This window comes from Duganella kummerowiae (assembly GCF_053572355.1).
The window spans coordinates 273,658-297,236 of record NZ_JBKFEH010000015.1 but is presented as its reverse complement, the minus strand read 5'-3'; the positions used below and the strand labels follow the sequence as shown (position 1 = coordinate 297,236).

20 protein-coding genes and 1 pseudogene are annotated in these 23,579 nt (G+C 65.1%); 10 read left to right on the top strand and 11 right to left on the bottom strand.

All coding sequences use genetic code 11. The features are described 5' to 3' along the window. The first annotated feature begins 309 nt into the window (after nt 1–309). The 3 genes and pseudogenes from ACLB1G_RS21010 to ACLB1G_RS21000 form a co-directional block, all read left to right on the top strand. Entirely contained in the window at nt 310–3,456 is a 3,147-nt protein-coding gene (locus ACLB1G_RS21010; protein WP_491629185.1) for a DUF4214 domain-containing protein, read from the top strand. Nucleotides 3,457–3,728: 272 nt separating this feature from the next. After that, complete coding sequence (locus ACLB1G_RS21005; protein WP_491629184.1) at nt 3,729–4,256, top strand: hypothetical protein; 528 nt, start codon at nt 3,729–3,731, stop codon at nt 4,254–4,256. Continuing rightward, a pseudogene (locus ACLB1G_RS21000) lies at nt 4,205–4,328 on the top strand (methyl-accepting chemotaxis protein); the annotation flags it as partial. The gene ACLB1G_RS21005 and the pseudogene ACLB1G_RS21000, both read left to right, overlap by 52 nt. A 58-nt stretch (nt 4,329–4,386) precedes the next feature. Here ACLB1G_RS21000 and ACLB1G_RS20995 read toward each other — a convergent pair. Beyond that, nucleotides 4,387–5,094: an alpha/beta hydrolase gene (locus tag ACLB1G_RS20995; protein ID WP_491629183.1), complete on the bottom strand. Its 708-nt coding sequence runs from the start codon at nt 5,092–5,094 to the stop codon at nt 4,387–4,389. Nucleotides 5,095–5,210: 116 nt separating this feature from the next. Here ACLB1G_RS20995 and ACLB1G_RS20990 point away from each other — a divergent pair, with 116 nt between their 5' ends. Further along, nucleotides 5,211–6,629, top strand: a complete 1,419-nt coding sequence (locus tag ACLB1G_RS20990) for a c-type cytochrome (protein WP_491629182.1) — start codon at nt 5,211–5,213, stop codon at nt 6,627–6,629. Here ACLB1G_RS20990 and ACLB1G_RS20985 read toward each other — a convergent pair whose 3' ends face one another. The 3 genes from ACLB1G_RS20985 to rpsO form a co-directional block, all read right to left on the bottom strand. After that, nucleotides 6,630–7,061 carry a DUF29 domain-containing protein gene (locus ACLB1G_RS20985; RefSeq protein ID WP_491629181.1) on the bottom strand — a complete coding sequence of 144 codons (432 nt, stop codon included), beginning with the start codon at nt 7,059–7,061 and terminating at the stop codon, nt 6,630–6,632. 248 nt (nt 7,062–7,309) lie between these two features. After that, entirely contained in the window at nt 7,310–9,430 is a 2,121-nt protein-coding gene (gene pnp / locus ACLB1G_RS20980; protein ID WP_491629180.1) for a polyribonucleotide nucleotidyltransferase, read from the bottom strand. Between the two features lie 210 nt (nt 9,431–9,640). Beyond that, nucleotides 9,641–9,910 carry a 30S ribosomal protein S15 gene (gene rpsO, locus ACLB1G_RS20975; RefSeq protein WP_491629179.1) on the bottom strand — a complete coding sequence of 90 codons (270 nt, stop codon included), beginning with the start codon at nt 9,908–9,910 and terminating at the stop codon, nt 9,641–9,643. Nucleotides 9,911–10,163: 253 nt separating this feature from the next. Between rpsO and ACLB1G_RS20970 the strand changes: the two genes are divergently transcribed. Then, entirely contained in the window at nt 10,164–10,970 is an 807-nt protein-coding gene (locus ACLB1G_RS20970) for a hypothetical protein (RefSeq protein ID WP_491629178.1), read from the top strand. Here ACLB1G_RS20970 and ACLB1G_RS20965 read toward each other — a convergent pair. The 6 genes from ACLB1G_RS20965 to ACLB1G_RS20940 all read right to left on the bottom strand — a co-directional run bounded on the left by ACLB1G_RS20965 (nt 10,967) and on the right by ACLB1G_RS20940 (nt 17,745). Next, complete coding sequence (locus tag ACLB1G_RS20965; RefSeq protein ID WP_491629177.1) at nt 10,967–12,514, bottom strand: 2-isopropylmalate synthase; 1,548 nt, start codon at nt 12,512–12,514, stop codon at nt 10,967–10,969. The genes ACLB1G_RS20970 and ACLB1G_RS20965 overlap by 4 nt on opposite strands. Before the next feature lie 54 nt (nt 12,515–12,568). After that, the gene (gene pssA / locus ACLB1G_RS20960) at nt 12,569–13,435 is read right to left on the bottom strand and encodes a CDP-diacylglycerol--serine O-phosphatidyltransferase (protein ID WP_491629176.1); all 867 of its coding nucleotides are present in this window, start codon (nt 13,433–13,435) and stop codon (nt 12,569–12,571) included. Nucleotides 13,436–13,522: 87 nt separating this feature from the next. Continuing rightward, nucleotides 13,523–14,290, bottom strand: a complete 768-nt coding sequence (locus ACLB1G_RS20955) for an SIMPL domain-containing protein (RefSeq protein ID WP_491629175.1) — start codon at nt 14,288–14,290, stop codon at nt 13,523–13,525. A gap of 150 nt (nt 14,291–14,440) precedes the next feature. Further along, nucleotides 14,441–15,457: a ketol-acid reductoisomerase gene (gene ilvC / locus ACLB1G_RS20950; protein WP_491629174.1), complete on the bottom strand. Its 1,017-nt coding sequence runs from the start codon at nt 15,455–15,457 to the stop codon at nt 14,441–14,443. Between the two features lie 67 nt (nt 15,458–15,524). Further along, the gene (gene ilvN, locus ACLB1G_RS20945; protein ID WP_491629173.1) at nt 15,525–16,016 is read right to left on the bottom strand and encodes an acetolactate synthase small subunit; all 492 of its coding nucleotides are present in this window, start codon (nt 16,014–16,016) and stop codon (nt 15,525–15,527) included. Between the two features lies 1 nt (nt 16,017). Beyond that, nucleotides 16,018–17,745, bottom strand: a complete 1,728-nt coding sequence (locus tag ACLB1G_RS20940; protein WP_491629172.1) for an acetolactate synthase 3 catalytic subunit — start codon at nt 17,743–17,745, stop codon at nt 16,018–16,020. A 480-nt stretch (nt 17,746–18,225) separates the two neighbouring features. On the opposite strand from ACLB1G_RS20940, the gene ACLB1G_RS20935 reads away from it, so the two are divergent. From ACLB1G_RS20935 to ACLB1G_RS20915, 5 genes are all read left to right on the top strand, one after another. After that, complete coding sequence (locus ACLB1G_RS20935; RefSeq protein ID WP_491629219.1) at nt 18,226–18,795, top strand: RNA polymerase sigma factor; 570 nt, start codon at nt 18,226–18,228, stop codon at nt 18,793–18,795. After that, nucleotides 18,792–19,196, top strand: a complete 405-nt coding sequence (locus ACLB1G_RS20930; RefSeq protein ID WP_491629171.1) for a DUF3619 family protein — start codon at nt 18,792–18,794, stop codon at nt 19,194–19,196. Before ACLB1G_RS20935 ends, ACLB1G_RS20930 begins: the two co-directional genes overlap by 4 nt. 21 nt (nt 19,197–19,217) lie before the next feature. Further along, nucleotides 19,218–20,018, top strand: coding sequence for a DUF3106 domain-containing protein (locus ACLB1G_RS20925; protein ID WP_491629170.1), 801 nt, complete (start codon nt 19,218–19,220; stop codon nt 20,016–20,018). 76 nt (nt 20,019–20,094) lie between these two features. Then, nucleotides 20,095–20,676, top strand: coding sequence for an RDD family protein (locus ACLB1G_RS20920; protein ID WP_491629169.1), 582 nt, complete (start codon nt 20,095–20,097; stop codon nt 20,674–20,676). A 41-nt stretch (nt 20,677–20,717) separates the two neighbouring features. After that, nucleotides 20,718–22,838: a prolyl oligopeptidase family serine peptidase gene (locus ACLB1G_RS20915; RefSeq protein ID WP_491629168.1), complete on the top strand. Its 2,121-nt coding sequence runs from the start codon at nt 20,718–20,720 to the stop codon at nt 22,836–22,838. Here the strand turns inward: ACLB1G_RS20915 and ACLB1G_RS20910 are convergent, their stop codons facing one another. Then, nucleotides 22,839–23,531, bottom strand: a complete 693-nt coding sequence (locus ACLB1G_RS20910; protein WP_491629167.1) for an RNA pseudouridine synthase — start codon at nt 23,529–23,531, stop codon at nt 22,839–22,841. Nucleotides 23,532–23,579 lie beyond the last annotated feature (48 nt).

Genomic DNA, 23,579 nt, shown 5'->3' with positions numbered 1-23,579 from the left:
TGGCAGCATCCACGCCAGCTTCGAGCAGGCTGGCGATAGTGACTGGTTCCGCGTGCACCTGGATGCGGGCAAATCCTATCTCTTCTCGCTGGATGGCGATCCCGGCACCGACTTCTCGTCGCTCCTGGCTTTTTCATTGTCCGTGGAGAGCGCGGATGGCCGCACCAGCGGACCGGGAGCATACATTTCCACACAATACGGTCAAGCCGGCAAGACCTTCGGCTACACCCCGCTGGCCAGCGGCGACTACTATGTGAAGGCCGACAGCCATTCGGCCCTGGGCGGCTATACCTCTCGATGGCGACTGCGGTGCAAAGCGATACGGATAAGGCGGGGAACACGCTGGCGACGCCCATTGCCCTGCCCCGCAATACGGCGGCGGACGGCAGCATCGACGGCTGGATGGATGCCGACGTCTACAAGCTGGACCTGGACCCCTGGCAGCCTTACACCATCATACTGGACAAGCCGGCGCAGGCCCTCCTCACGGTCGACCTTTACCTTGACGGCAAATGGAGCCAGACGCCCTTCGTCTACCTGATTGGCCAGACCAGCATCGTGCTCCAGTTGAGCTTTGCCAGCAGGAAGGAAACTACCCTCGTGGTAAGCGGCATCGGTACCGACAGCGGCAACTACCACCTGCAAGTCGCCAAGACCATAGAACACGACGGCTTCACGCCGGATATCTATACCACCGGCCGCGTCACGCCGGGCAGCGGCATCAGCGGCAACCTGGAACATGCGGGCGATGTGGATTGGGTAGCCGTGTATCTGATGCCGGGCAAGCGCTATACGCTGGAACTTTACTCGGCCGCCAGTTCGGGCAATAGCCTGGGTCAGGATGGCGCCGCGGTTCCGCAACTGGCGCTGATGGACGCCAATGGCAAAGTGCTTGCCACCGCCACCAAGGGCGGGCTGGACGGTGATCCCCGCATTGAATTCACGGTCCCGGTCGACAGCCTCAGCTTCAGCGGCTTTTTTCTCGCGGTCTCGGAACAGCTGGGCAAGAGTACCGGCACCTATACCGTGGCAGCGCATGAAGCCCCACTGACGGCGGCAGGCGACGTGTCGGATGCAGCGGGTACACCGCAGGTACTCAGTGCCGGTGTGGCGGTCGAGAGCCGCCTGGACCGCGACGGCGACCGCGACTTCTTCGCAGCCAAGCTGACCGCCGGCAAAGTGTACGAATTCGACATAGAAACGCTGTCCGGCAGCGCGGGCAGCCTGACGCCCTTGTTGCAGTCGCTGGACTTCGATGGTTACCTGGGGAGCGTGCGTACCGCCGGCAGCCATCAATACCTGAGCTACAAGGCCACCTCCACCGGCTACCATACCCTGGATGTGCAAGCCTTCTTCAACAGCACGGCCTCGTACCGGGTTTCCTACAAGCTGGCCGCACTGCAGGACGATGTGGCGGATACGCTGGCCGGCGCCGCCCTGCTATCCCTGGGTGCGGCCGCGCGCTGGGGCGCAATCGAGGAGACCGGCGATATCGATATGTACCAGTTAAGGCTGGAAGCCGGAGTGAGCTATGACTTTTATATCGACAGCATAGCCGGCGGCACTGGCCTGCCGGCGCTCGGCGCCGCCCTGCAACTGCTGGCCGCCGACGGCAGCAAAGTCGGCGCGGCACTGGTCGACCAGAGCGGCTCGGTCGGCAAGATGACTTACATCGCCGCCGCGACCGGCAGCTACTACCTGCAGGTGTACAGCACCATCGGTACGGTCAGCTATGGCATCGCAGCCGAGCAAAGCGGAACCGGCGTGCCTGCCCCGGTACTCGATACCACCGCCCTGAGCAGCGGCACAGGCAGCATCATCCTGAGCGGCAAGGCCGGGGCCGGCAGCAAGGTACAGTTCTACGAAGCAGGCATGCTGCTGGGCACTACCACCGCCACCGCCGCCGGACTGTTCAGCTATACCGCCCTGCTGGCCGATGGCATGCACCAGGTCTACGCGATAGCCAGCAATACCGCCGGCAAGCTCTCGATCTCCAGCAACACCTTGTCCCTGACAATGGACTCCACGCCGCCTTTCCGGCCCAGCCTGAAAGCCAGCACTCCCCAAGGCAACAACGTAACCTTCAGCGGAGTGGCGGAACCCGGCAGCTGGCTACAGCTGTGGAATAACAGTGTCGAACTGGCCAAGGTGCAGGCCGATCAGTGGGGCGCCTGGAAACTGGAACTGGCAATGGAAAATGGCCGCTACACGATCAGCGCCACCGCCAGCGATAGTTTCGGCCACGCGTCCAGTCCCAGCCCGGCCCTCACCTTGCAGGTCGGGCCGATGCCGGTGACCATGCGTACTCCCACCATGCAAGTGGTGGAAAACAAGGAAGTGTACGCCAGCCGGCAAGTGGCCCTGTCCGGCACCGCCGACGCCTATGCCATCGTCGACGTGAAAGAGGGCGATACCGTGGTCGCCACCACCAAGGCCGGCGCCACCGGACTCTGGAGCGCCAATGCTTTATTGCTGACAGATGGCAAGCACGTCCTTAGCGCGGTGACGACAGACGGCGCGGGCGGAACATCGGTTTCCAGCATACCGGTCAGCGTCACCACCGACACCACCGCACCAGCCAGCCCCGTCATCCAGGTACAGCTGGGTGCGGACGGCGCGGCGCTGGGATCGCGCCCCGTACTGCAGGGCGATACCGAGGCGGGCGCACTGGTCTCCATCCTGCGCGATGGCGAGATAATGGGCGGCGCGAAGGCGGACCAGAACGGTCATTGGCTATGGCAATCGGATGACTTGGCAAACGGCGTTTATTCCTTCAAGGCGATTGCAATAGACGCACTCGGTAATGGCTCCCTGCCCGGCGCCGCGCTCAAGCTGCAGGTCCAGGCCGGCAAGGCGCAGCTGGGCGGCGCCGGGGCCGACATCATCGCGGTCGAGACGGGAAGCCACACCGTCAATGGCGGTGCAGGCGTCGACACGGCAACCGTCACGGGGCCATCCAGCGCCTACACCGTGGGCGTGGCGGCGGAAGGCGTCACGCTCAGCACCAGGGACAGCACGGTACTGCTGGTGAACATGGAGCGGATTCAGTTCAGCGACAGTGCGATCGCCTTCGACGTGGCCGGCGCTGCCGGGCAGGCTTATCGCCTGTACCAGGCCGCCTTCGGCCGCCCCCCCGACAAGGCAGGGCTGGGCTACTGGATCGCGCAGATGGACCGTGGCGCTACGCTGCACGAGGTAGCAGAAAGCTTTGTCCATAGCGCAGAATTCGCCAGCCTGTATGGCGCCCATCCAGGTAACAGCGAGTTGGTCACGTACTTGTACCAGAACGTGCTGCACCGCGCTCCTGACGCGGCCGGCGCGGCGTACTGGACAGATGTGCTGGACCGTGGCGCCAACAGTGCTGACGTGCTGAGCAGCTTCAGCGAGAGCCCCGAAAATCAAACGCAATTGATCGGGACGATCAAGAACGGCATCAGCTACCTGGCCTACCTTTAGGGCGGGCCCCTGTCCGGACCGGATTGAAGCGCGCCGGCTGCTCAGCCCGGCGCACGCCGTGCAGTGCGCCGGGCTTGCCGCAACACCGCTGCCGGATTTACCACAAGTCACTGCGCAACGCTATACACCAAAGCAGGCTCAGCGATACCATTACGTCACAGCAACCTAACGTGCGCTCCCGGCACGTTGGCCCCACTCCTGCCAGCGTTCGCTTTCCTTCCCGGCCATCGCCCTCCTGTTCCCCCAATGTGTAGGTAGCGGTGGCGTGCGCCGTGCTGCTGGGCACCATGATCAAGCGCAGCGTGCACCGCTCGCTGGGCGCCGGCCCGCAGCAATTGTGCGCCGCCGCGATGCAGGTCAGCTCGGGCGACCTCAGCCCGCTGCCCAGCAGCGCCGCCGCCCCGCCCAACAGCGTGCTGGCCACCCTGGCCGACATGCAGCAATCGCTGGCGCGCATGGTCACCAGCGTGCGCGCCTCTGCCAGCGCCATCGAATCGGGCTCCCAGGAAATCGCCGCCGGCAATTCCGACCTGTCCGCCCGTACCGAGCAGGAAGCGGCCAACTTGCAGCAGAGCGCGGCGCAGATGGACAAGATCACCGCCAGCGTCAGCAAGAACGCCGCCACTGCCGACCGCGCCAGCGAACTTGCTTCCACCGTCAGGAGCGCGGCCGAACACGGCGGCGCCATGGTCGGCCAGGTGTGGTTACCATGGGCCAGATTTCCGAGAGCTCACGCCGCGTCGTGGACATCATCGCTGTCATCGATGGTATCGCTTTCCAGACCAATATCCTGGCCTTGAAGGCGGCGGTGGAAGCCGCCCGCGCCGGGGAGCAGGGACGCGGCTTTGCCGTGGTCGCCAGCCAGGTCCGCAACGTGAACACGCAGGCGCACAACCTGGTGGAGGCGGTTGCCGTGTTCCCCCTGGAGCCTCAGCCGCGCACCGTATCGGCCACCAGCCCGACGGCGTGATCGAAGCGCGCCGGCTGTTCGGCCAGCAGCGACCACAGGCGGTTGTGCTGCGCGCCCTGCACCACGTGCAGCACGCTCGATTGCGCCTGGCGGGCGGCGGCCACCAAGCGCTGCGGAATCTCCAGCGGGATCACAGCGTCGTGTTCGGCCGCGATCACCAGCAGGCGGCCACGGAAACCGGCCAGGATGTCCCAGGCGTCGCTATCCGCCCAGCTGCGTTCGCGCCGGATGATGGCCGAGAATTCCGGACCGAACGGCACCTCGTAGGCCGGCGGGGTGTACACGCCGGGCACGATCAGTACCAGCGCATCGACCTGCGCATGCCGCGTCAGGCGCAGCGCATTGTAGGCGCCCATGCTGGCGCCAATGATGGCCAGGGGCTGCGGCAGCTCGCGCTGGTGCGCCACCGCCAGCGCCTGGCGCGTGCGGCTGGCCACCGACGACTGCGCCAACGCGCCGCCGGTCTCGCCATGGCCTATGCAATCGAAGCAGGTGCTGCCTATGCCGCGATCCTGCAGCGCACCGCGCAGCAGGCGGTGGCCATGGCGGCTGCTGTTGCCGGCGCCGTGCACGTACAGCACCCGGTTGCTGTCCGCGCCCACATACTGGTCGCCGCGCAGCAGCGCACCCTCGACCGCCACGCTGAAATCGATTACGCCTGCCGTCATGCCGCTCCCGCCTCGCCCTAGTATGAAACGACGCAGTGTAGGCAATCGCTGCCGGATTGTCCATGCGCGCCGCGCGGTGGCACAATAGCGGATCGTAACCTGACCGGAACCCGCAAATGAATCATTCCGCACTGCGCGCCACGGCCCTCGGCCTGGCGCTGGCCGCCACACAGGCCCACGCCGCGCCCGCGCTGAGCGCCGCACAGCTGTACCAGAACCATTGCGCGGTCTGCCACGGCGCCAGCCTGGAAGGCGGCACCGGCCCCACGCTGGGGCAGCATGCATGGATACACGGCGCACCAACCAAGGCCAACCTGGTGAAAGTGATCAGCAAGGGCGTGCCGGACAAGGGCATGCCGGCCTGGTCGCCGGCCCTGAGCGCCGAGCAGATCGCAGTGCTGGCCGACTACGTGGGCGAGCGCGCCACCAAGCCCGCCGTGGCGGCGGCAAGAGCCACCGCCACCACGGCTGCTGCCGGCGCCAAGCCGTCCAGCTTCGACCTGGGCGGCTTCAAGCTGCCCAAGGGTTTCCGCATCTCGCTGTATGCCGAAGGCGCGGCCACGGCGCGCGCGCTGGCGGTGTCGGACAGCGGCGTGGTCTATGTCGGCTCGCGCAAGGCCGGCAAGGTCTATGCGCTGGTGCCGCGCGCCGACCGGCAGTCGGCCGAGGTGGTCACCGTGGCCGAGGGCCTGGACTCGCCCATCGGCGTCACCCTGCTCAACGGCGCCCTGTACGTGGGCGAGATCAGCCGCGTGATACGCTTCGACGACATCGACCGCAGCTATGCCAGCAAGCCGGCCTACAAGGTGGTCTCCACCGCCCTGCCCAAGGATAAATGGCATGGCGAGAAAGTCATCAAGGCCGGACCGGACGGCAAGCTGTACGTGCCGGTGGGCGCGCCCTGCAATGTGTGCGACACCGAGACCACCCAGAGCGCCCGTATCTGGCGCATGAATCCGGACGGCAGCCAGCTGGAGGAATACGCGCGCGGCATCCGCAACACGGTGGGCTTCTCCTTCCATCCTGTGACGAAGGCGCTATGGTTCACCGACAACGGCCGCGACGAAATGGGCGACAACACGCCCTCCTGCGAACTCAATGTGGCGCCCAGGCCCGGTTTGCATTTCGGCTTCCCCTATTGCCACGGCGGCGTGGTGCCGGATCCGGACTACGCCAAGGGCAAGAGCTGCGCGCAGTTCGAAGCGCCCATGGCCAAGCTGGGCCCGCACGTGGCGCCGCTGGGCCTGGCCTTTTACACCGGCCAGCAATTCCCGGCTTCCTACCGCAACAGCATCTTCGTGGCCGAGCATGGCTCCTGGAACCGCAGCACCAAGAGCGGCTACCAGGTGCGCCTGATCACGCTGTACGACAGCAAGGTGGTGAGCGACACGCCCTTCGTGGAAGGTTTCTTGCGCGGCAAGGATGATGAGGTGGTGGCGCGCCCGGTGGACGTGGCGCAGCTGCCGGACGGCTCGCTGCTGATCTCGGACGACTTCGGCGGGCGCATCTTCCGCGTCAGCTACGAGGGCAAATAGTCAGTCCGGGAAGAAGTCGTTGTCCAGGATCTGCTCGAATGTCCAGGGCCGGACCTGCGGAAGAGTCCGCAGTCGGGTCTGATGAATAGCGTTATCGAGCGCATCCTTCCAGACGTCGGCCTGCCAGCGCGGCTTGTCCAGCAAGGGACGTAAGCTCGGCATCTTGCGCAGCAGGCGATTGATCATGTCACGCTGGTGGCGTATGTTTCCCTCCCAGCTCGCGCCACGCCGCTGAGGCTGGTATTTCCATTTCAGCAAATGGGCCATCAGTATCGCCATCCGATGCGCGATTTGGTGCCGGTTACTGAGGTTCATGTCTTCGATCTCCTCAGCGATGTGCTCGATGTCGAGTTCAGACCACCGCCCTGCCCGCAACAAGGCCACCTGTTCCAGCGCCCAGGCGGCCGCATCCTCCTCATAATCGGTACTCATGGCTCCTCCGGAAAAAAGTCTGGATCGAGTATGTGCTGCACGCTCCACGGACACCCGGCAGGACAGCCGCGCAGCCCTGCCTCGCGGTCGGCCAGGCGGCCGTGTCGTCCTCGTAGTGGATACTCATGGGTCCCCAGCGCGGTCGATTGATGAGCAGTTTGACCGCGCTGCATACCAGAAGTTCCGTACCGGCGAAAAAAAACCGCCGGGCTTGCGCGCCGGCGGTTTCTGTCTGAGAGTGGTGCAGCTTACTGTGCGGCTGCGGCGGCTTCTTCAGCAGCGGCTTTCATCGACAGCTTCAGGCGGCCGCGGTCGTCGGTCTCCAGTACCTTGACGCGCACTTGCTGGCCTTCCTTCAGGTAGTCGGCCACGGCGTTGACACGCTCGTTGGCGATCTGCGAGATGTGCAGCAGGCCATCCTTGCCAGGCATGACTTGCACGATGGCGCCGAAGTCCAGCAGTTTCAGCACGGTGCCGTCGTAGGTCTTGCCCACTTCCACGGAAGCGGTCAATTCCTCGATGCGGCGCTTGGCTTCCTGGCCGGCGGCGGCGTCCACCGAGGCGATGGTGACCACGCCTTCGTCGCTGATGTCGATCTGGGTGCCGGTTTCCTCGGTCAGGGCGCGGATCACGGCGCCGCCCTTGCCGATCACGTCGCGGATCTTCTCGGGGTTGATCTTGATGGTGATCAGGCGCGGCGCGAAGTCGGACAGCTCGGTCTTCACGCTGGGCACGGCTTTCTGCATCTCGCCCAGGATGTGCTCGCGGCCTTCCTTGGCTTGCGCCAGCGCCACTTGCATGATTTCCTTGGTGATGCCCTGGATCTTGATATCCATCTGCAGGGCGGTGATGCCGTTGCGGGTGCCGGCCACCTTGAAGTCCATGTCGCCCAGGTGGTCTTCGTCACCCAGGATGTCGGACAGCACGGCGAAACGGCCGCCTTCCTTGATCAGGCCCATGGCGATACCGGCCACGTGCTCTTTCATCGGCACGCCGGCGTCCATCAGGGCCAGGCAGCCGCCGCACACGGAGGCCATCGACGAGGAACCGTTCGATTCCGTGATTTCCGACACCAGGCGCACCGAGTAGCTGAATTCCTCTTCCGACGGCAGGGCGGCCACCAGGGCGCGCTTGGCCAGGCGGCCGTGGCCGATTTCGCGGCGCTTCGGAGTGCCCACGCGGCCGGTTTCGCCGGTGGCGAAGGGCGGCATGTTGTAATGCAGCATGAAGGAATCGGTGAACTCACCCATCAGGGCGTCGATCTTCTGGCTGTCGCGGGCGGTGCCCAGGGTGGCGACCACCAGGGCCTGGGTTTCCCCACGGGTGAACAGGGCCGAACCGTGGGTGCGCGGCAGCACCGAGGTGCGGATCGAGATCGGGCGCACGGTGCGGGTGTCGCGGCCGTCGATACGGGGCTCGCCTTCCAGGATCTGCGAACGCACCACCTTGGCTTCCAGCTCAAACAGGATGTTGCCCACTTCCACGGCGTCCGGTGCGGCGGCGCCGGCGGCGGCCGCTTCGGCAGCCACGTCGGCCAGCACTTCATTCTGCATGGCGCGCAGCAGTTCGGTGCGGGCCTGCTTGTCCTTGGTCTGGTAGGCGGTGCGGATCTTGGCGTCGGCAAAGCGGGTCACGCTGGCGATCAGCGCTTCATTCTTGGCCGGCGGGGTCCACTGGTGTTCCGGCTTGCCGCCGTCGCGCACCAGCTCATGGATGGCGTCGATCACGGTCTTCATCTGCTCATGGCCGTAGACCACGGCGCCCAGCATGATTTCTTCCGACAGCTGCTGCGCTTCCGATTCCACCATCAGCACGGCGGTTTCGGTACCGGCCACCACCAGGTCCATCTTGGAGGTTTTCAGCTGGCTGACGGTGGGGTTGAGGATGTACTGGCCGTTGGCGTAGCCGACGCGGGCCGCGCCGATCGGGCCGTTGAACGGCACGCCGGCCACGCACAGGGCGGCCGAGGCGCCTATCATGGAGGCGATGTCAGGGTCGATTTCGGGATTCACCGACAGAACGTGCACAATCACTTGCACTTCGTTCATGTAACCTTCGGGGAACAGCGGACGGATCGGACGGTCGATCAGGCGCGAGGTCAGCGTTTCCTTTTCCGACGGACGGCCTTCGCGCTTGAAGAAGCCGCCAGGGATCTTGCCGGCTGCGTAAGTCTTCTCGACGTAGTCCACGGTCAGCGGGAAGAAGTCCTGGCCCGGCTTGGCGTCCTTGCGCGCCACCACGGTGGCCAGCACCACGGTGTCGTCCACCGACACCAGCACGGCGCCGGAAGCCTGGCGTGCGATCTCGCCGGTTTCCAGGGTCACGGTATGCTGTCCGTACTGGAAGGTTTTCGTTACTTTATTAAACATGGGTAATCCCTTTCTATTTGCCGACAGATTTTCAGGGGCTGTCGTTCACCTCACCACGGCCGGCCCTCCAGGGCCGGCTTTGCTACATGACGGATGCCATGCCGCCAAGAGTTGCTTCTTCTTGGCATTTTTTCCACGGTTCCAATGACAAATGCCTGCGGCAGCGAACTGGCGCAGGCATTTCGGTCAGAAACCGGGGGACTGCAAGAATTACTTACGCAGGCCGAGTTTGGCGATCAGGTCGCGGTAACGGGTTGCGTCCTTGTTCTTCAGGTAGGACAGCAGGCTCTTACGGCGGTTGACCATCTTGATCAGGCCGCGGCGCGAGTGGTGGTCCTTGGTGTGCTCTTTGAAGTGGCCGTTCAGCTCGTTGATGCGGGCGGTCAGCAGTGCCACTTGCACTTCCGGCGAACCGGTGTCGTTTTGGCCACGGGCGTTGTCCGCGATGATGGCGGCTTTGTTGATGTTTTCTACGGTCATGATATTTACCTTTCACATGCGGTGCGCGGAGTGACTACCCTGCCCACCGTGAACTTCATTAAAAATCCGGCCAAACGGCCAGACCCGCGAGTATAACCAAAAACCGCGCGGCCAACAACCATTCCGAGTAGGACAAATCCCACGCCACGTCGAGGGTGCGCCCGACGTGATGAAAAGCGAGCAATTGCTATGATTTCCGCAACTCATCGTTGGATTGAGTACAACCTTGCACATCTACTATCCGGAGAAAAACATGACCCGCACCCTGCCCGCCGCCCGCTTCCTGCTGGGCGCCGCAGCCGCCCTCACCCTGTCCGCCCCGGCCTGGGCCCAGCCTTCGCCCGCCCTGGACCGCGCCAGCGTCTCGGCCGGCGCCTTCTGGGCCGATCCCACCATCAAGGCCACCGCCAACACCCAGTACGGCAACATTGACAGCGGCGACTACGAGCCCGACCGCGTCACCCTGCCGCGCGTGCGCGCCGACCTCCTGATCGGCGACTCGCAAGGCCTGGCCTTCGATTACTACCGCTACGACAAGGATTACAACCCGCGCCTGTCCGGCGGCGCCAACTACCTGGGCCAGCCCCTGACCGGCAATGGCCGCCTGGACGCCAAGCTCAAGCTGGACCTGGCCAACTTCGCCTACAAATGGTGGCTGGGCCAGGGCAACGACGTGTTCGGCATCGGCGTGGGCGCGGCCTACTACAAGGGCGCCATCCGCGGCACCGCCAGCGGCACCCTGAACAACATCGCCGGCAACGCCCGCTATGACGACAGCGAAAGCGCCTGGGCTCCGCTGCTGGAACTGGGCTGGCGCCACGCCTTCACGCCCGAGGTGCGCATGTACGCCGAGGCCAGCGGCATCAAGAAAAACGGCGGCAACATCACCGGCCACATCTACAGCGGCATGGTGGGCGTGGAATGGTTCTTCGCCAAGAACGTGGGCCTAGTGGCCGACTACAGCGTGTCCAAGATCAGCCTGGAGCGCGACGGCCGCACCGACGGCGATGTCAACATCCGCCTGAAGGGCCCCGCCGCCTACGTCAAGCTGCGCTTCTAATTCCCCTGGGGATTGACGCGCTCGATTTTCGAGTGCAGCTTGTTGAGCGCGGCCAGGTAAGCCTTGGCCGACGCCACCACGATGTCGGGGTCGGCCCCGACCCCGTTGACGATGCGCCCCTCCCTGGACAGGCGCATGGTCACCTCGCCCTGCGACTGGGTGCCGCTGCTGATGGCGTTGATCGAGAACAGCACCAACTCGGCCCCGGACGCGGCCTGCGATTCGATCGCATTGACGGTCGCATCGACCGGGCCGTCGCCCGTCCCCTCGCAGCTGTGCTCCACCCCGCCCGCTGAAAACACCACCCGCGCATGGGGCAGCTCGCCGGTCTCGGAGCGCTGCGCCAGCGACACGAAGCGGTAATGTTCGCTGCCCTGCCCTTGCTCGCCATCGGAGACCAGGGCCAGGATATCCTCGTCGAAGATCTCGGCCTTGCGGTCGGCCAGCTCCTTGAAGCGGGCGAAGGCGGCGTTGACCTCGGCCTCGGAATCGAGTTCTATGCCCAGCTCCTGCAAGCGCTGCTTGAAGGCGTTGCGGCCCGACAGCTTGCCCAGCACGATCTTGTTGGCGGTCCAGCCCACGTCCTCGGCGCGCATGATTTCATAGGTTTCGCGCGCCTTGAGGATGCCGTCCTGGTGGATGCCGGACGCATGCGCGAAGGCGTTGGCGCCCACCACCGCCTTGTTGGGCTGCACGGCAAAGCCGGTAATCTGCGACACCATCTTGGAAGCCGGCACGATCTGGGTGGCGTCTATGCCCACTTCCAGGTTGTAGTAAGCGGCGCGGGTGCGCAGCGCCATCACCACTTCCTCCAGCGCCGTATTGCCGGCCCGTTCGCCCAGGCCGTTGATGGTGCATTCGATCTGGCGCGCGCCGCCTATCATCACGCCGGCCAGCGAATTGGCCACCGCTAGCCCCAGGTCGTTATGGCAGTGCACCGACCAGATGGCCTTGTCCGAATTCGGAATGCGCTCGCGCAGGCGGCGTATGGTCTCGCCGAAGATTTCCGGCACCGCGTAGCCCACCGTGTCCGGGAAGTTGATGGTGGTGGCGCCCTCGGCAATCACGCCTTCCAGTACGCGGCACAGGAAATCCTCGTCCGAGCGGCTGCCGTCTTCCGGGCTGAATTCGATATCGTCGGTATGCTGGCGGGCGTAGCGCACCGCCAGTTTGGCCTGTTCCAGCACCTGTTCCGGCTCCATGCGCAGCTTCATCTTCATGTGCAGCGGCGAGGTGGCAATGAAGGTGTGGATGCGCTTGCGGGCGGCCGGCTGCAATGCCTCGGCGGCGCGCGCGATGTCGCGGTCGTTGGCGCGCGACAGCGAGCAGATGGTCGATTCCTTGACCGCCGCGGCGATCGCCCGTATCGAGTCGAAGTCGCCCGGCGAGGCGGCCGCGAAGCCGGCCTCGATCACATCCACCCGCAGCCGTTCCAGCTGGCGGGCGATGCGGATTTTCTCGTCGCGTGTCATGGACGCGCCGGGCGACTGCTCGCCGTCGCGCAGGGTGGTGTCGAAGATGATGAGGCGGTTCGAGGTACTCATGGTGTGCTCCGTGGCTGGTTTGCTGCGTTGCTGTGTCCCGTATCCGCTCGCCGCTTACAAACGCTCGCTGGGATCTACCGGCTCGTGGGTGGTCTGCACCAGGCTGACCGGCTTGCCCTTGGCCGCGCGCCACAGCGCCACCGCGTAGCCCGAGATGCCATAGGCGGCAAACAGCGGGAACAGGGTCACGGCCGGCTTGATGGCGATCAGGGCCAGGCCCAGCGCAATCAGGAACACCACGATAAAGGGCACCGACTTGCGGAAATTGACGTCCTTGAAGCTGTAGAACGGCACGTTGCTGACCATGGTCAGGCCGGCGAATACGGCGATGCCCCAGGATACCCAGGCCAGCTCCAGACCGGACACTTCCAGCTCCAGCATCATCAGGATGATGCCGGCCACCAGCGCTGCCGCCGACGGGCTGGGCATGCCCTGGAAATAGCGCTTGTCGACCACCTCGATATTGGTGTTGAAGCGGGCCAGGCGCAGCGCGGCGCCGGCGCAGTAGACGAAGGCGGCAATCCAGCCCAGCTTGCCCAGGCCGCGCAGCGACCATTCATAGATCACCAGCGCCGGCGCGGCGCCGAAGGACACCATGTCGGACAGGCTGTCGTACTGGGCCCCGAATTCGCTCTGGGTATTGGTGAGGCGGGCGATGCGGCCATCGAGACCGTCCAGTATCATGGCGATGAAGATGGCCCAGGCCGCGTGTTCGAATTTCTGGTTCATGGCCATGACAATGGCGTAGAAGCCGCAGAACAGGGCCGCCGTGGTGAAGGCGTTGGGCAGGAGATAGATGCCGCGGCGGCGCGGCTTGTCGCCCTTGTCGCCCTTGGGCTGGCGCGCGAAACGGGCGAAGCGGGACGGCTTGGCGCCAGGCTGGGCGGCGCCCTTGGCGCGGCGGCGGGGGAATTTGGCCATAAGGTTCCGTTCTCTCTTGATGTTCTAGCGCCATCATTATAGAGGAGGCAGCCCCCGCCCGGGGCGCGCCTCACCGCTGCAAAACAGCTACTTGAAGCGCACCTTACCGACCACGTTCATCTGCAGCGTGGTTTCGCCCGGTTCGAAGCTGGGCTCCTCGACGGCGTTGCTGTCTTTCATCATGGGCGCCGCTGCGGCGCGCGCCATCATCACGCCGCCTTCCTGCGCGTAATGCGCGTAATTGCCAGCGCCGGCGAAGTCGATGGTCTCCACGGTAGCGTCGCTGACCGGGCGGCCCATGGCCCTGGCAATCGCGGCGACGCGCTCGTTCAGGGTCTTGTAGGTGACAGCGATGCGCTGCTCGTCCAGCTGGCGGGTGGCTTCCGGCGACAGGCCGAACTGCAGGTTGTTCAGGGTCAGGATGCGCTGGGCGGCGGCCACGGTCTTGGGCAGCTTGTCGATATTGGCGGTGGTCACCTGCAGGTACTGGCCCACGCGCCAGGCGGTCGGCACGCGCGGCTTGGGGGTGCCGCGCTGGTTGGGCTGCGGCTGCTCCTCGGGGTAGACCGGATAGGTGTAATAGCCCTGGGTCTTGAGGCTGGCCTGCGGGTCCTCTTTCCGCACGATTTCCTGGCCCTGCTTCATTTTCTGGTTGACGCGCGAGGCGGCGGCGGCCTTGTCCTTGTCGGTTTCCTCGATGGCAAGGGTGGCGATGGCCTGGTCATTGGCGCGCTTGACCTCGCCGGAAGCGGGGACGATCACCAGGGTGCCGGCGGTGGCCGCCCCCTCGGCGGCATGCGCACCGAGCGCGGCGGTGACGGCGGCGACGGCAATCAGGGATTTCAGGAATGTCATGGCTCATCTCCAGTTAAATTTAAGACAAGCGCACTGTAACCGAATTTCCTCAGCGCACGTGTAAGACATGGTGAGTGTTTGTAACAGCCGACGATGGACGTAAAAAAGCCGGGAACCAGTCCCGGCTTTTTTGCACAGCGAAGATACCGCTTAGTTCTTCGACTGGTCGACCATCTTGTTCTTGGCGATCCAGGGCATCATGGCGCGCAGCTTGGCGCCGACTTCTTCGATCTGGTGCTCGGCGGTCAGGCGGCGGCGCGAGATCAGGGTCGGGGCGCCGGCCTTGTTTTCCAGGATGAAGGACTTGGCGTATTCGCCGGTCTGGATGTCCTTCAGGCACTGGCGCATAGCGTTCTTGGTGTCTTCGGTCACCACGCGCGGGCCGGTCACGTACTCGCCGTACTCGGCGTTGTTCGAGATCGAGTAGTTCATGTTGGCGATGCCGCCTTCGTAGATCAGGTCGACGATCAGTTTCAGTTCGTGCAGGCACTCGAAGTAAGCCATTTCCGGCGCGTAGCCGGCTTCCACCAGGGTCTCGAAACCGGCCTTGATCAGTTCCACGGTACCGCCGCACAGCACGGCCTGTTCGCCGAACAGGTCGGTCTCGGTTTCTTCACGGAAGTTGGTTTCGATGATGCCGGCCTTGCCGCCGCCGTTGGCCGAGGCGTAGGACAGGGCGATGTCGCGGGCGCTGCCGGACTTGTCCTGGTACACGGCGACCAGGTGCGGCACGCCGCCGCCCTGGGTATAGGTGGCGCGCACGGTGTGGCCCGGGGCTTTCGGGGCGACCATGATCACGTCCAGGTCGGCGCGCGGAACCACTTGGCCGTAGTGCACGTTGAAGCCGTGGGCGAAGGCCAGCACCGCGCCCTCTTTGGCGTTGGGAGCGACGTTTTCGTTGTAGACCTGGGCGATGTTCTCGTCCGGCAGCAAAATCATGATGACGTCGGCAGCTTTCACCGCGTCGTTCACCTCGGCCACTTTCAGGCCGGCCTTTTCCACCTTGTTCCACGAAGCGCCGCCCTTGCGCAGGCCGACGGTGACGTTCACGCCGGAGTCGGTCAGGTTTTGCGCGTGCGCGTGACCCTGCGAGCCGTAGCCGATGATGGCCACGTTTTTGCCTTTGATCAGGGAGAGGTCAGCGTCTTTGTCGTAGAAAACTTTCATGATAATTCCTATGTCTATGTATGGATGCAGTACGTCGTGCGTACCAGGGATAGTACCAACGTACTGTTTAAACTTTCAGGATGCGTTCGCCGCGGCCTATGCCGGAGCCGCCGGTGCGCACCGTTTCCAGGATGGCGGCGCGGTCTATCGAGTCGATGAACGCGTCCAGCTTGCTCTTGGCGCCGGTCAGCTCGATGGTGTAGGACTTCTCGGTCACGTCGATGATGCGGCCACGGAAGATGTCGGCGGTGCGCTTCATTTCCTCGCGCTCCTTGCCCACCGCGCGCACCTTGATCAGCATCAGTTCGCGCTCGATGTGCTGGCCTTCGGTCAGGTCCACCACCTTGACCACCTCGATCAGGCGGTTCAGGTGCTTGGTGATCTGCTCGATGATGTCGTCGGAACCGGAGGTGACGATGGTCATGCGCGACAGGGTCGCGTCCTCGGTCGGGGCCACGGTCAGGGTTTCGATGTTGTAGCCGCGCGCCGAGAACAAGCCCACCACGCGCGACAGCGCGCCGGCTTCGTTTTCCAGCAATACAGAAATAATGTGTCGCATGTCAGAGATCCTCCGAACCCAGCAGCATTTCAGAGAGACCCTTGCCTGCCTTGACCATGGGCCACACGTTCTCCGACTGGTCGGTGATGAAGTTCATGAATACCAGCCTGTCCTTCATGCCGAAGGCGTCGCGCAGCGCGCCTTCCACGTCGCCCGGCTTCTCGATGCGCATGCCGACGTGGCCATAGGCCTCGGCCAGCTTCTCGAAGTTGGGCAGCGAATCCATGTAGGACTCGGAGTAGCGCGAACCGTAGTCGATCTGCTGCCACTGCCGCACCATGCCCAGGAAGCGGTTGTTGAGCATGATGATCTTGGGCGTCAGATGGTACTGCTTGCAGGTGGCCAGTTCCTGGATGTTCATCTGGATCGAGCCTTCACCCGTGATGCAGGCCACGGTGGCGTCCGGGTTGGCCATCTGCACGCCCATGGCGTAGGGCAGGCCGACCCCCATGGTGCCCAGGCCGCCGGAATTGACCCAGCGGCGCGGCTTGTTGAACGGGTAGTACTGCGCGGCCCACATCTGGTGCTGGCCGACGTCGGACGTGATGTAGGCGTCGCCCTTGGTCACTTCCCACAGTTTTTCCACCACGGACTGGGGCTTGATCACCAGGTCCGAGGTCGGGTATTTCAGGCACTCGCGGCCGCGCCATTCGTTGATCTGCTTCCACCAGTCCTTCAGGGCCGGAGCGTTGGGCTTGGCGTCGGTGGCGTCCAGCTGGGCCAGGAATTCGACCAGCACGTCTTTGACGTTGCCGACGATGGGTATGTCCACCTTGACGCGCTTGGAAATCGACGAGGGGTCGATGTCCACATGGATGATCTTGCGCGGATTCGAGGCGAAGTGCTTGGGATTGCCGATCACGCGGTCGTCGAAGCGGGCGCCGATGGCAATCAGCACGTCGCAGTTCTGCATCGCCATGTTGGCTTCGTAGGTGCCGTGCATGCCGGGCATGCCGACGAACTTGTCGTCGCTGGCGCGATAGGCGCCCAGGCCCATCAGGGTGTTGGTGACCGGGAAGCCCAGCTTGTCGACCAGCTTGTTCAGCTCGGGCGAGGCATTGGCCAGGATCACGCCGCCGCCGGTGTAGATCATGGGGCGCTCGGCCTGCAGCAGCAGCTGGACCGCTTTGCGGATCTGGCCCGCGTGGCCCTTGTCGACCGGACGGTAGGAACGCATCTCGACCTCTTTCGGGTACGAGTAGGCCGCCTTGTGCATCGAGATATCCTTGGGGATATCGACCAGCACGGGGCCGGGACGGCCGGTGCGGGCGATGAAGAAGGCTTTCTTGATGGTTTCCGCCAGGTCCTTCACGTCCTTGACCAGGAAGTTGTGCTTGACCACGGGGCGGGTGATGCCCACCGTGTCGCATTCCTGGAAGGCGTCCTGGCCGATGGCGTGGCTGGGCACCTGGCCCGAGATCACGACCATGGGAACGGAATCCATGTAGGCGGTGGACAGGCCGGTCACGGCATTGGTCACGCCCGGACCCGAAGTCACCAGGGCGACACCGACCTTGTTGGAGCTGCGCGAATAGGCATCGGCGGCGTGGATCGCGGCCTGCTCGTGGCGCACCAGGATATGCTGGAATTTGTCTTGCTTGAAGATGGCGTCGTAGATGTAGAGGACGGCTCCACCGGGGTAGCCAAAGACGTGTTCAACGCCTTCCTCCGCCAGGCAGCGCACGACGATTTCCGCGCCTGTGAGTTGAGATCCTGCTTCGGTGTTCATGAAACATTCCTTTCAAGGTCCATAGGAGATTGATCGGATGCTCTGTCCTGGCGAAATAGGCCTGCTGCTGCAGCTCCGCCCTGCCTCCCTTTGCGTATGCGGTCACACTGCCTCTTCCGCCAACCGTAGTGGCGTGCAAAGCGGCGTTAGCGCAAATTCTCGTTTGGCCGGGTTGTCTGTAGCGGCTCGGCTTACCTCTCGCGCTTGTAACGCGGGTAAGAGCAAACTGCTGACAAATGAAAGCGCGTCGGATCGATTGCGGCGTTGTGTGCCTGCTGCGACCAGACCATAAGGCTTCGGGGTTGCAAAGCGTCCCATACGGTACTACGGCGCATCATTTTGAGCAAGGACAAATTGAGAATATTGCCGTTTTAGCGGCGTGCTGGCCGTCAATAGTCGTAAAAACCATGCAAAACAAAGTAAATTTTGCTAGCATGCGCAAGTTTGAACCGGCCGCAATCTCCTCCGCCCACCCGACGCATGGCAACAGACAAAGAATTATCGGATTTCCTCGAAAACGTGGAGCGGCGCGCCTTCAAACATGCCTTGTACGCGGTGCGCAAGGACGAGGCGGCCCTGGACATCGTGCAGGACGCCATGATCAAGCTGGCCGAGAAATACGGCGACAAGCCGGCCGCCGAACTGCCCCTGCTGTTCCAGCGCATCCTGCAGACCACCATCCTCGATTACTTCCGGCGCGAGAAAGTGCGCAACACCTGGGTCAGCCTGTTTTCCGGCATGGGCCCGTCGTCGGACGAGCACGAGGACTTTGATATACTCGAATCCTACCAGGCCGAGGCGGGATCGGCCGCCGCCGAATCCAGCGCCGACCAGGTCGAGCGCCAGCAAATGCTGCAACTCATTGATGATGAAGTAAAAAAGCTCCCGGCGCGTCAACGGGAAGCCTTCCTTATGCGTTATTGGCACGATATGGACGTGGCTGAGACAGCCGAAGCAATGGGATGCTCCGAAGGCAGCGTGAAAACGCATTGCTCAAGGGCAACTCATGCACTGGCCGAGTCGCTCAAAGCCAAGGGAATAAAACTATGAACACCGACGATCTGAACTTCGCGTACAAGGTGCGGCACGCGCTGAATGAAACCCTGGAGGACCTGCCCGCATCGACCACCGACCGCCTGGCGGCAGCCCGCCGCGCCGCGCTGGCGCGCAAGAAGCCGCATGTGGAAGTGCGCGTGGCCCACACCGAGCTGGCCACGGCCGGCGCCGGTGGCGGCTTCTTCTCGCAGCCGTTCGCCTGGCTGGGCCGGGTCGGCGTGGCCGTGCCCCTGCTGCTGCTGGTGGCCGGCCTGGCCGGCGTCTACCACTATGAGGAACAGCAGCGCATCGCCGAGCTGGCGGAAATCGACGCGGCCGTGCTGTCCGACGAGCTGCCGCTGACGGCTTACCTGGACCACGGGTTCAACGCCTACCTGTCGCAAAGCGAGCAATAAATGGCGTGGTTCGGCAGCCGGATGCACAAGACCGCCAGCGTAATGACCGTGATGGCCCTGGCCCTGGCCGGGGCGGCGTGCGACAGCAAGGCGCCCGTCCCGGCCGCTGCCGCCGGCCAGGCCCAAGCGCCCAAACAGCGCACCAAGCCCTTGTGGGGAGAACTGCGTCCGGCCCAGCAGCAGGCCCTGGAACCGCTGCGCGACGAGTGGGACACCATAGAACCCATCCGCAAGCAGAAATGGCTGGAGATCGCGGCCCGCTACTCGTCCATGAAGCCGGACGAGCAGGCCCGCGTGCACGACCGCATGCGTGAATGGGTCAAGATGACGCCCGAGGAGCGGCGCCAGGTGCGCCAGAACTTCGCCCGCGCGCAGAAGCTGGCCGCCGACAAGAAGTCGCTGCAGTGGGAGGAATACCAGCAGCTGCCCGAGGAACAGAAGAAAAAGCTGGCCGCCGCCGCGCCGCAGAAAAAGCAGGTGGTGAACCTGCCGACGGCGGCCCAGGCCAAGGTCAAGACCCCGGCCCCGATCAAGACCGCCGAACCGGCTTCGGCGCCGGCCGCCGCTGCACCGGCGCCCTCGTACTCGGCCCCGGCGCCGCAGCCCGGCGCGCCGCTGGTGCCGCTGCCGGCCAACGCCCCGGGGGCTTCCAACATCACGCCCACCATCGCCGCCCCGGCCCAGGCCGCGGCGCCCGCTGTTGCACCCGGTATGACGGTTGCGCCCTCTGCTACCCCCACGCCGGCGCCGGCCCCCGCCGCCCCGGCGCCCGCAGCGACGCCGCCGTCCAGCACGCCACCCGCCTCCGCCAATGGTAAATAAGGTAAATATGCACGCCGCCAGCCGTCCGGATGCCGGCGCCGCTACACCGGCTGGGTCCGGCCGCGCAACGCCTCCCATGCCATCCACCGATGCACTGGCCGCATCTTCCTCTCTGCCGGCCGGGGCGGCGCCCACCGGCGCGCCCCTGGCGGCACTCCCCACCCCGACCGTCCGGCGCCGCCTGGTCGCCATGGTGTACGAATTGCTGCTGGCCTTTGCCGTGTTGTTCCTGCCCTTCCTCGTGTTCGAAGTCGCCAGCGGCGCCAGCCACACGCCGGTGGCCGAACACATGCGCCAGGCCCTGGCCTTCCTGGTGCTGGGCGCCTACTTCATCCACCAGTGGACGCGCCAAGGCCAGACCCTGGCCATGAAAACCTGGCGCATCCGGGTGGCGCTGCCGGACGGCGCCCTGCCGCCACCGCGCGTGGCCGCGCTGCGCTACCTGCTCGCCTGGATGTGGGTGCTGCCGGCCCTGCTGCTGGACTACGCCGTCGGCCTGCAGCGCTGGCAAGCGCTGGGCGCCGTGCTGGCCGGCATCCTGCTGTGGTCGCTGACCGCCTTCCTCGACCGTGACCGCCAGTTCCTGCACGACCGCCTGGCCGGCACCCGCCTGCTGCAGCTGCCCAAGCCCCCGAAAAAGGTGAAGACCGCCTCCTAATTGTGGCAATATTGCAAGATATTGTCTTGAGGAGGAAACCCATGCCTGTGCTTGTCCGCCTGCTGGGCGGCGCCGTGTTGGCGCTGTCCGCTGCCGCCGCGTTTGCCGGCCCGCCCGTGGCCCGCGTCGAGCCCGTCACCGACACCTATTTCGGCGAGCAGGTGGTGGACCGCTACCGATGGATGGAAAACAGCAAGGATCCCGACTGGCTGCCCTTCCTCAAGGGCCAGAATGATTACGCGCGCTCGGTGCTGGCCACCCTGCCCCTGCGGGCGGAACTGCTCAAGCGCATACAGCAGCTATCCGGCGACGTGGCCGCGCCCATGGCCGTGCAGCGCGCCGGCGGCCGCGTGTTCTACCAGCAGCGTCCGGCCGGCAGCAACAACTTCAAGCTGTTCGTGCAGGAAAACGGCGCCAGCCGCCTGCTGGTCGATCCCACCACGCTGGACACCGCCACCAGCCACGTGTCGCTGGACTGGTGGAGCGTGTCACCGGACGGCAGCAAGCTGGCCTATGGCCTGTCCAGGGATGGCAGCGAAGACTCCACCCTGCAGATCATGGACGTGGCCAGCGGGACCATCCTGCCGGAGCGCATCCCCGACACCCAGGCCGCCGAACCCAGCTGGCTGGCCGACAGCTCCGGGTTTTTCTATAACCGGCTGACCGGCAAGGTCGATACGCCGGAACGCTTCCTCGACTCGCGCGCCCGCTTCCACCGGCTGGGCAGCGATCCCGCCAAGGATCCCATCCTGATGGCCCGTAACCTGGGCCAGAAGGTCAAGTACGAGAAAATCCAGGCGCCCTATATCTTCACGGCGCCGCACTCGCGCCACGCGCTACTGGTGCTGACCGACGTGCGCAGCGAAAAGCGCTTCCTGACCGCGCCGCTGGCGGATGTCCTGAAAGGCAAGGCGCGCTGGAAGACCGTGGCCGACTTCGCCGACGAGGTGACTGACATCGACCTGCATGGCGACGACCTGTACTTGCTGGCCAACCGCGGCCATCCGCGCGGCCGCGTGCTCAAGCTGAAGGCGTCCTCTCCTACGCTCAAGGGCGCGAAGGAAGTGGTGGCTGAATCGGACCTGGTGCTACAGGGCCTGGTGCGCGCCAGCGACGGCCTCTACCTGCGCGCCATGGACGGCGGCATCAGCCGCGTACAGCGCCTGGGTGCGGACGGCAAGCTGGCCAGCATCGCCCTGCCCTTCGACGGCACCGTCTCGCGCATGGCAGCCGATCCGGACGCGCCGGGCGTGCTGATGCTGCTGGCCGGCTGGCTGACGCCGACCGCCATCTGGTCGGTGGACGCCGGCGGCAAGCTGGCCGACACCGGCATCACGCCGCGCCCCAACATCGACGTCAGCGCCTACACCACCGAGCGCCGTTTCGCCACCGCCAAGGATGGCACGAAAGTGCCGTACAGCCTGATCTACAAGAAAGGCCTGAAGCAGGATGGCAGCCACCCCGCCTACATCTCGGCCTACGGCAGCTACGGCGCGGCGGCCTATACCCCGGCCTTTGCCGGACGCCTGCTGGCCCTGATCGACCAGGGTGCAGTGGTCGGTTTCGCCAATGTGCGTGGCGGCGGCGAATATGGGCGCGCCTGGCACCGCGCCGGCCAGCTGGAAAACAAGCCGAATACCTGGCGCGACCTGATTGCCGTGTGCGAGGACCTGGACGCCAAGCGCTATACCTCGCCCGCGCGCACCGCCATCAACGGCCGCTCGGCCGGCGGCATCACCATGGGCCGCGCCCTGACCGAGCGCCCCGACCTGTTCGCGGCCGTGGTCTCGGGCGTGGGCTGGCACAATCCGCTGCGCTACGTGGCGGAACAGAATGGCTATGGCGAGGAACCGGAATGGGGCGCGATCAGCGATAGAGCCGGCTTCAAGGCGCTGAAAAGCATAGACAGCTACCAGGCCGTGACCGATGGCGTGAAGTATCCGGCCGTGCTGCTGACCACCGGCGTCACCGATCCGCGCGTGGCGCCCTTCCATCCGGCCAAGATGGCGGCGCGGCTGCAGGCCGCCACGGCCAGCGGCAAGCCGGTGCTGCTGCGGGTGGACTTCGACGCCGGCCACGGCATGGGTTCCACCCGCGCCCAGCAGGATGCGGAAGCCGCCGACACCTACGCCTTCGTGCTGTCGCAGACTACCGGGCAGTGATCAGAAGCGCTCGTAGCCCTGCAGGTAGCGCCACTGGCCGGCCGGCAGCCCGGCCATGGCGATGCGGCCGATGCGGATGCGCTTCATGGAGACCACGGTCAGGCCGACCTCGCGGCACAAGCGCTCGATCAGGCCGGGGCGCGCGCCCTTGATGGCAAAGCGCAGCCGGTTCTCGTTTTGCCACGAGACCTTGCCGGGAATCTGGTTCAGCTGCGCCAGGCCGTTGTCCGCGATGGTCCCTTGCACTTCCACGATGATTTCCTGTTCCATGCGCGAACCCTCCTCGATCAGCTTGCGCGCCACCCGGAAGTCCTGGGTATAGACCAGCAGGCCGCTGGCCTTGTCGTCCAGCGCGATGGTCAGCTGCTGGCCGCTGACGTGGCGCTTGAGGAAGCGCCCGCCCGGGGCGGCGCCGGAGAGGTGTTCCGGCAGCAGGCAGCGCAGCGCGGCGGCCTCGCCGGCGCCGGCCGGCTTGTTGAGCAATAGGGTGACGGGCGCGATTTCCAGCAGGCTGGCGTCGGGCGCGATCTCGATGCGCTGGCCAGGCGCCACGCGCGCGCCCGGCTCCTCGACCACGGCGCCGTCCACGCTGACGTAGCCGCCTTCGATATACAGTTCGGCTTCGCGCCGAGAGCAGGGGCGCAGCTCCGCCACGCGCTTGGCGAGGCGGACGGTGTTGTCGGTGTCGGTCATGGTGGGCCTTGAGGTGCGGAAGGCGGGCATTATACGCCAGCGCGGCCG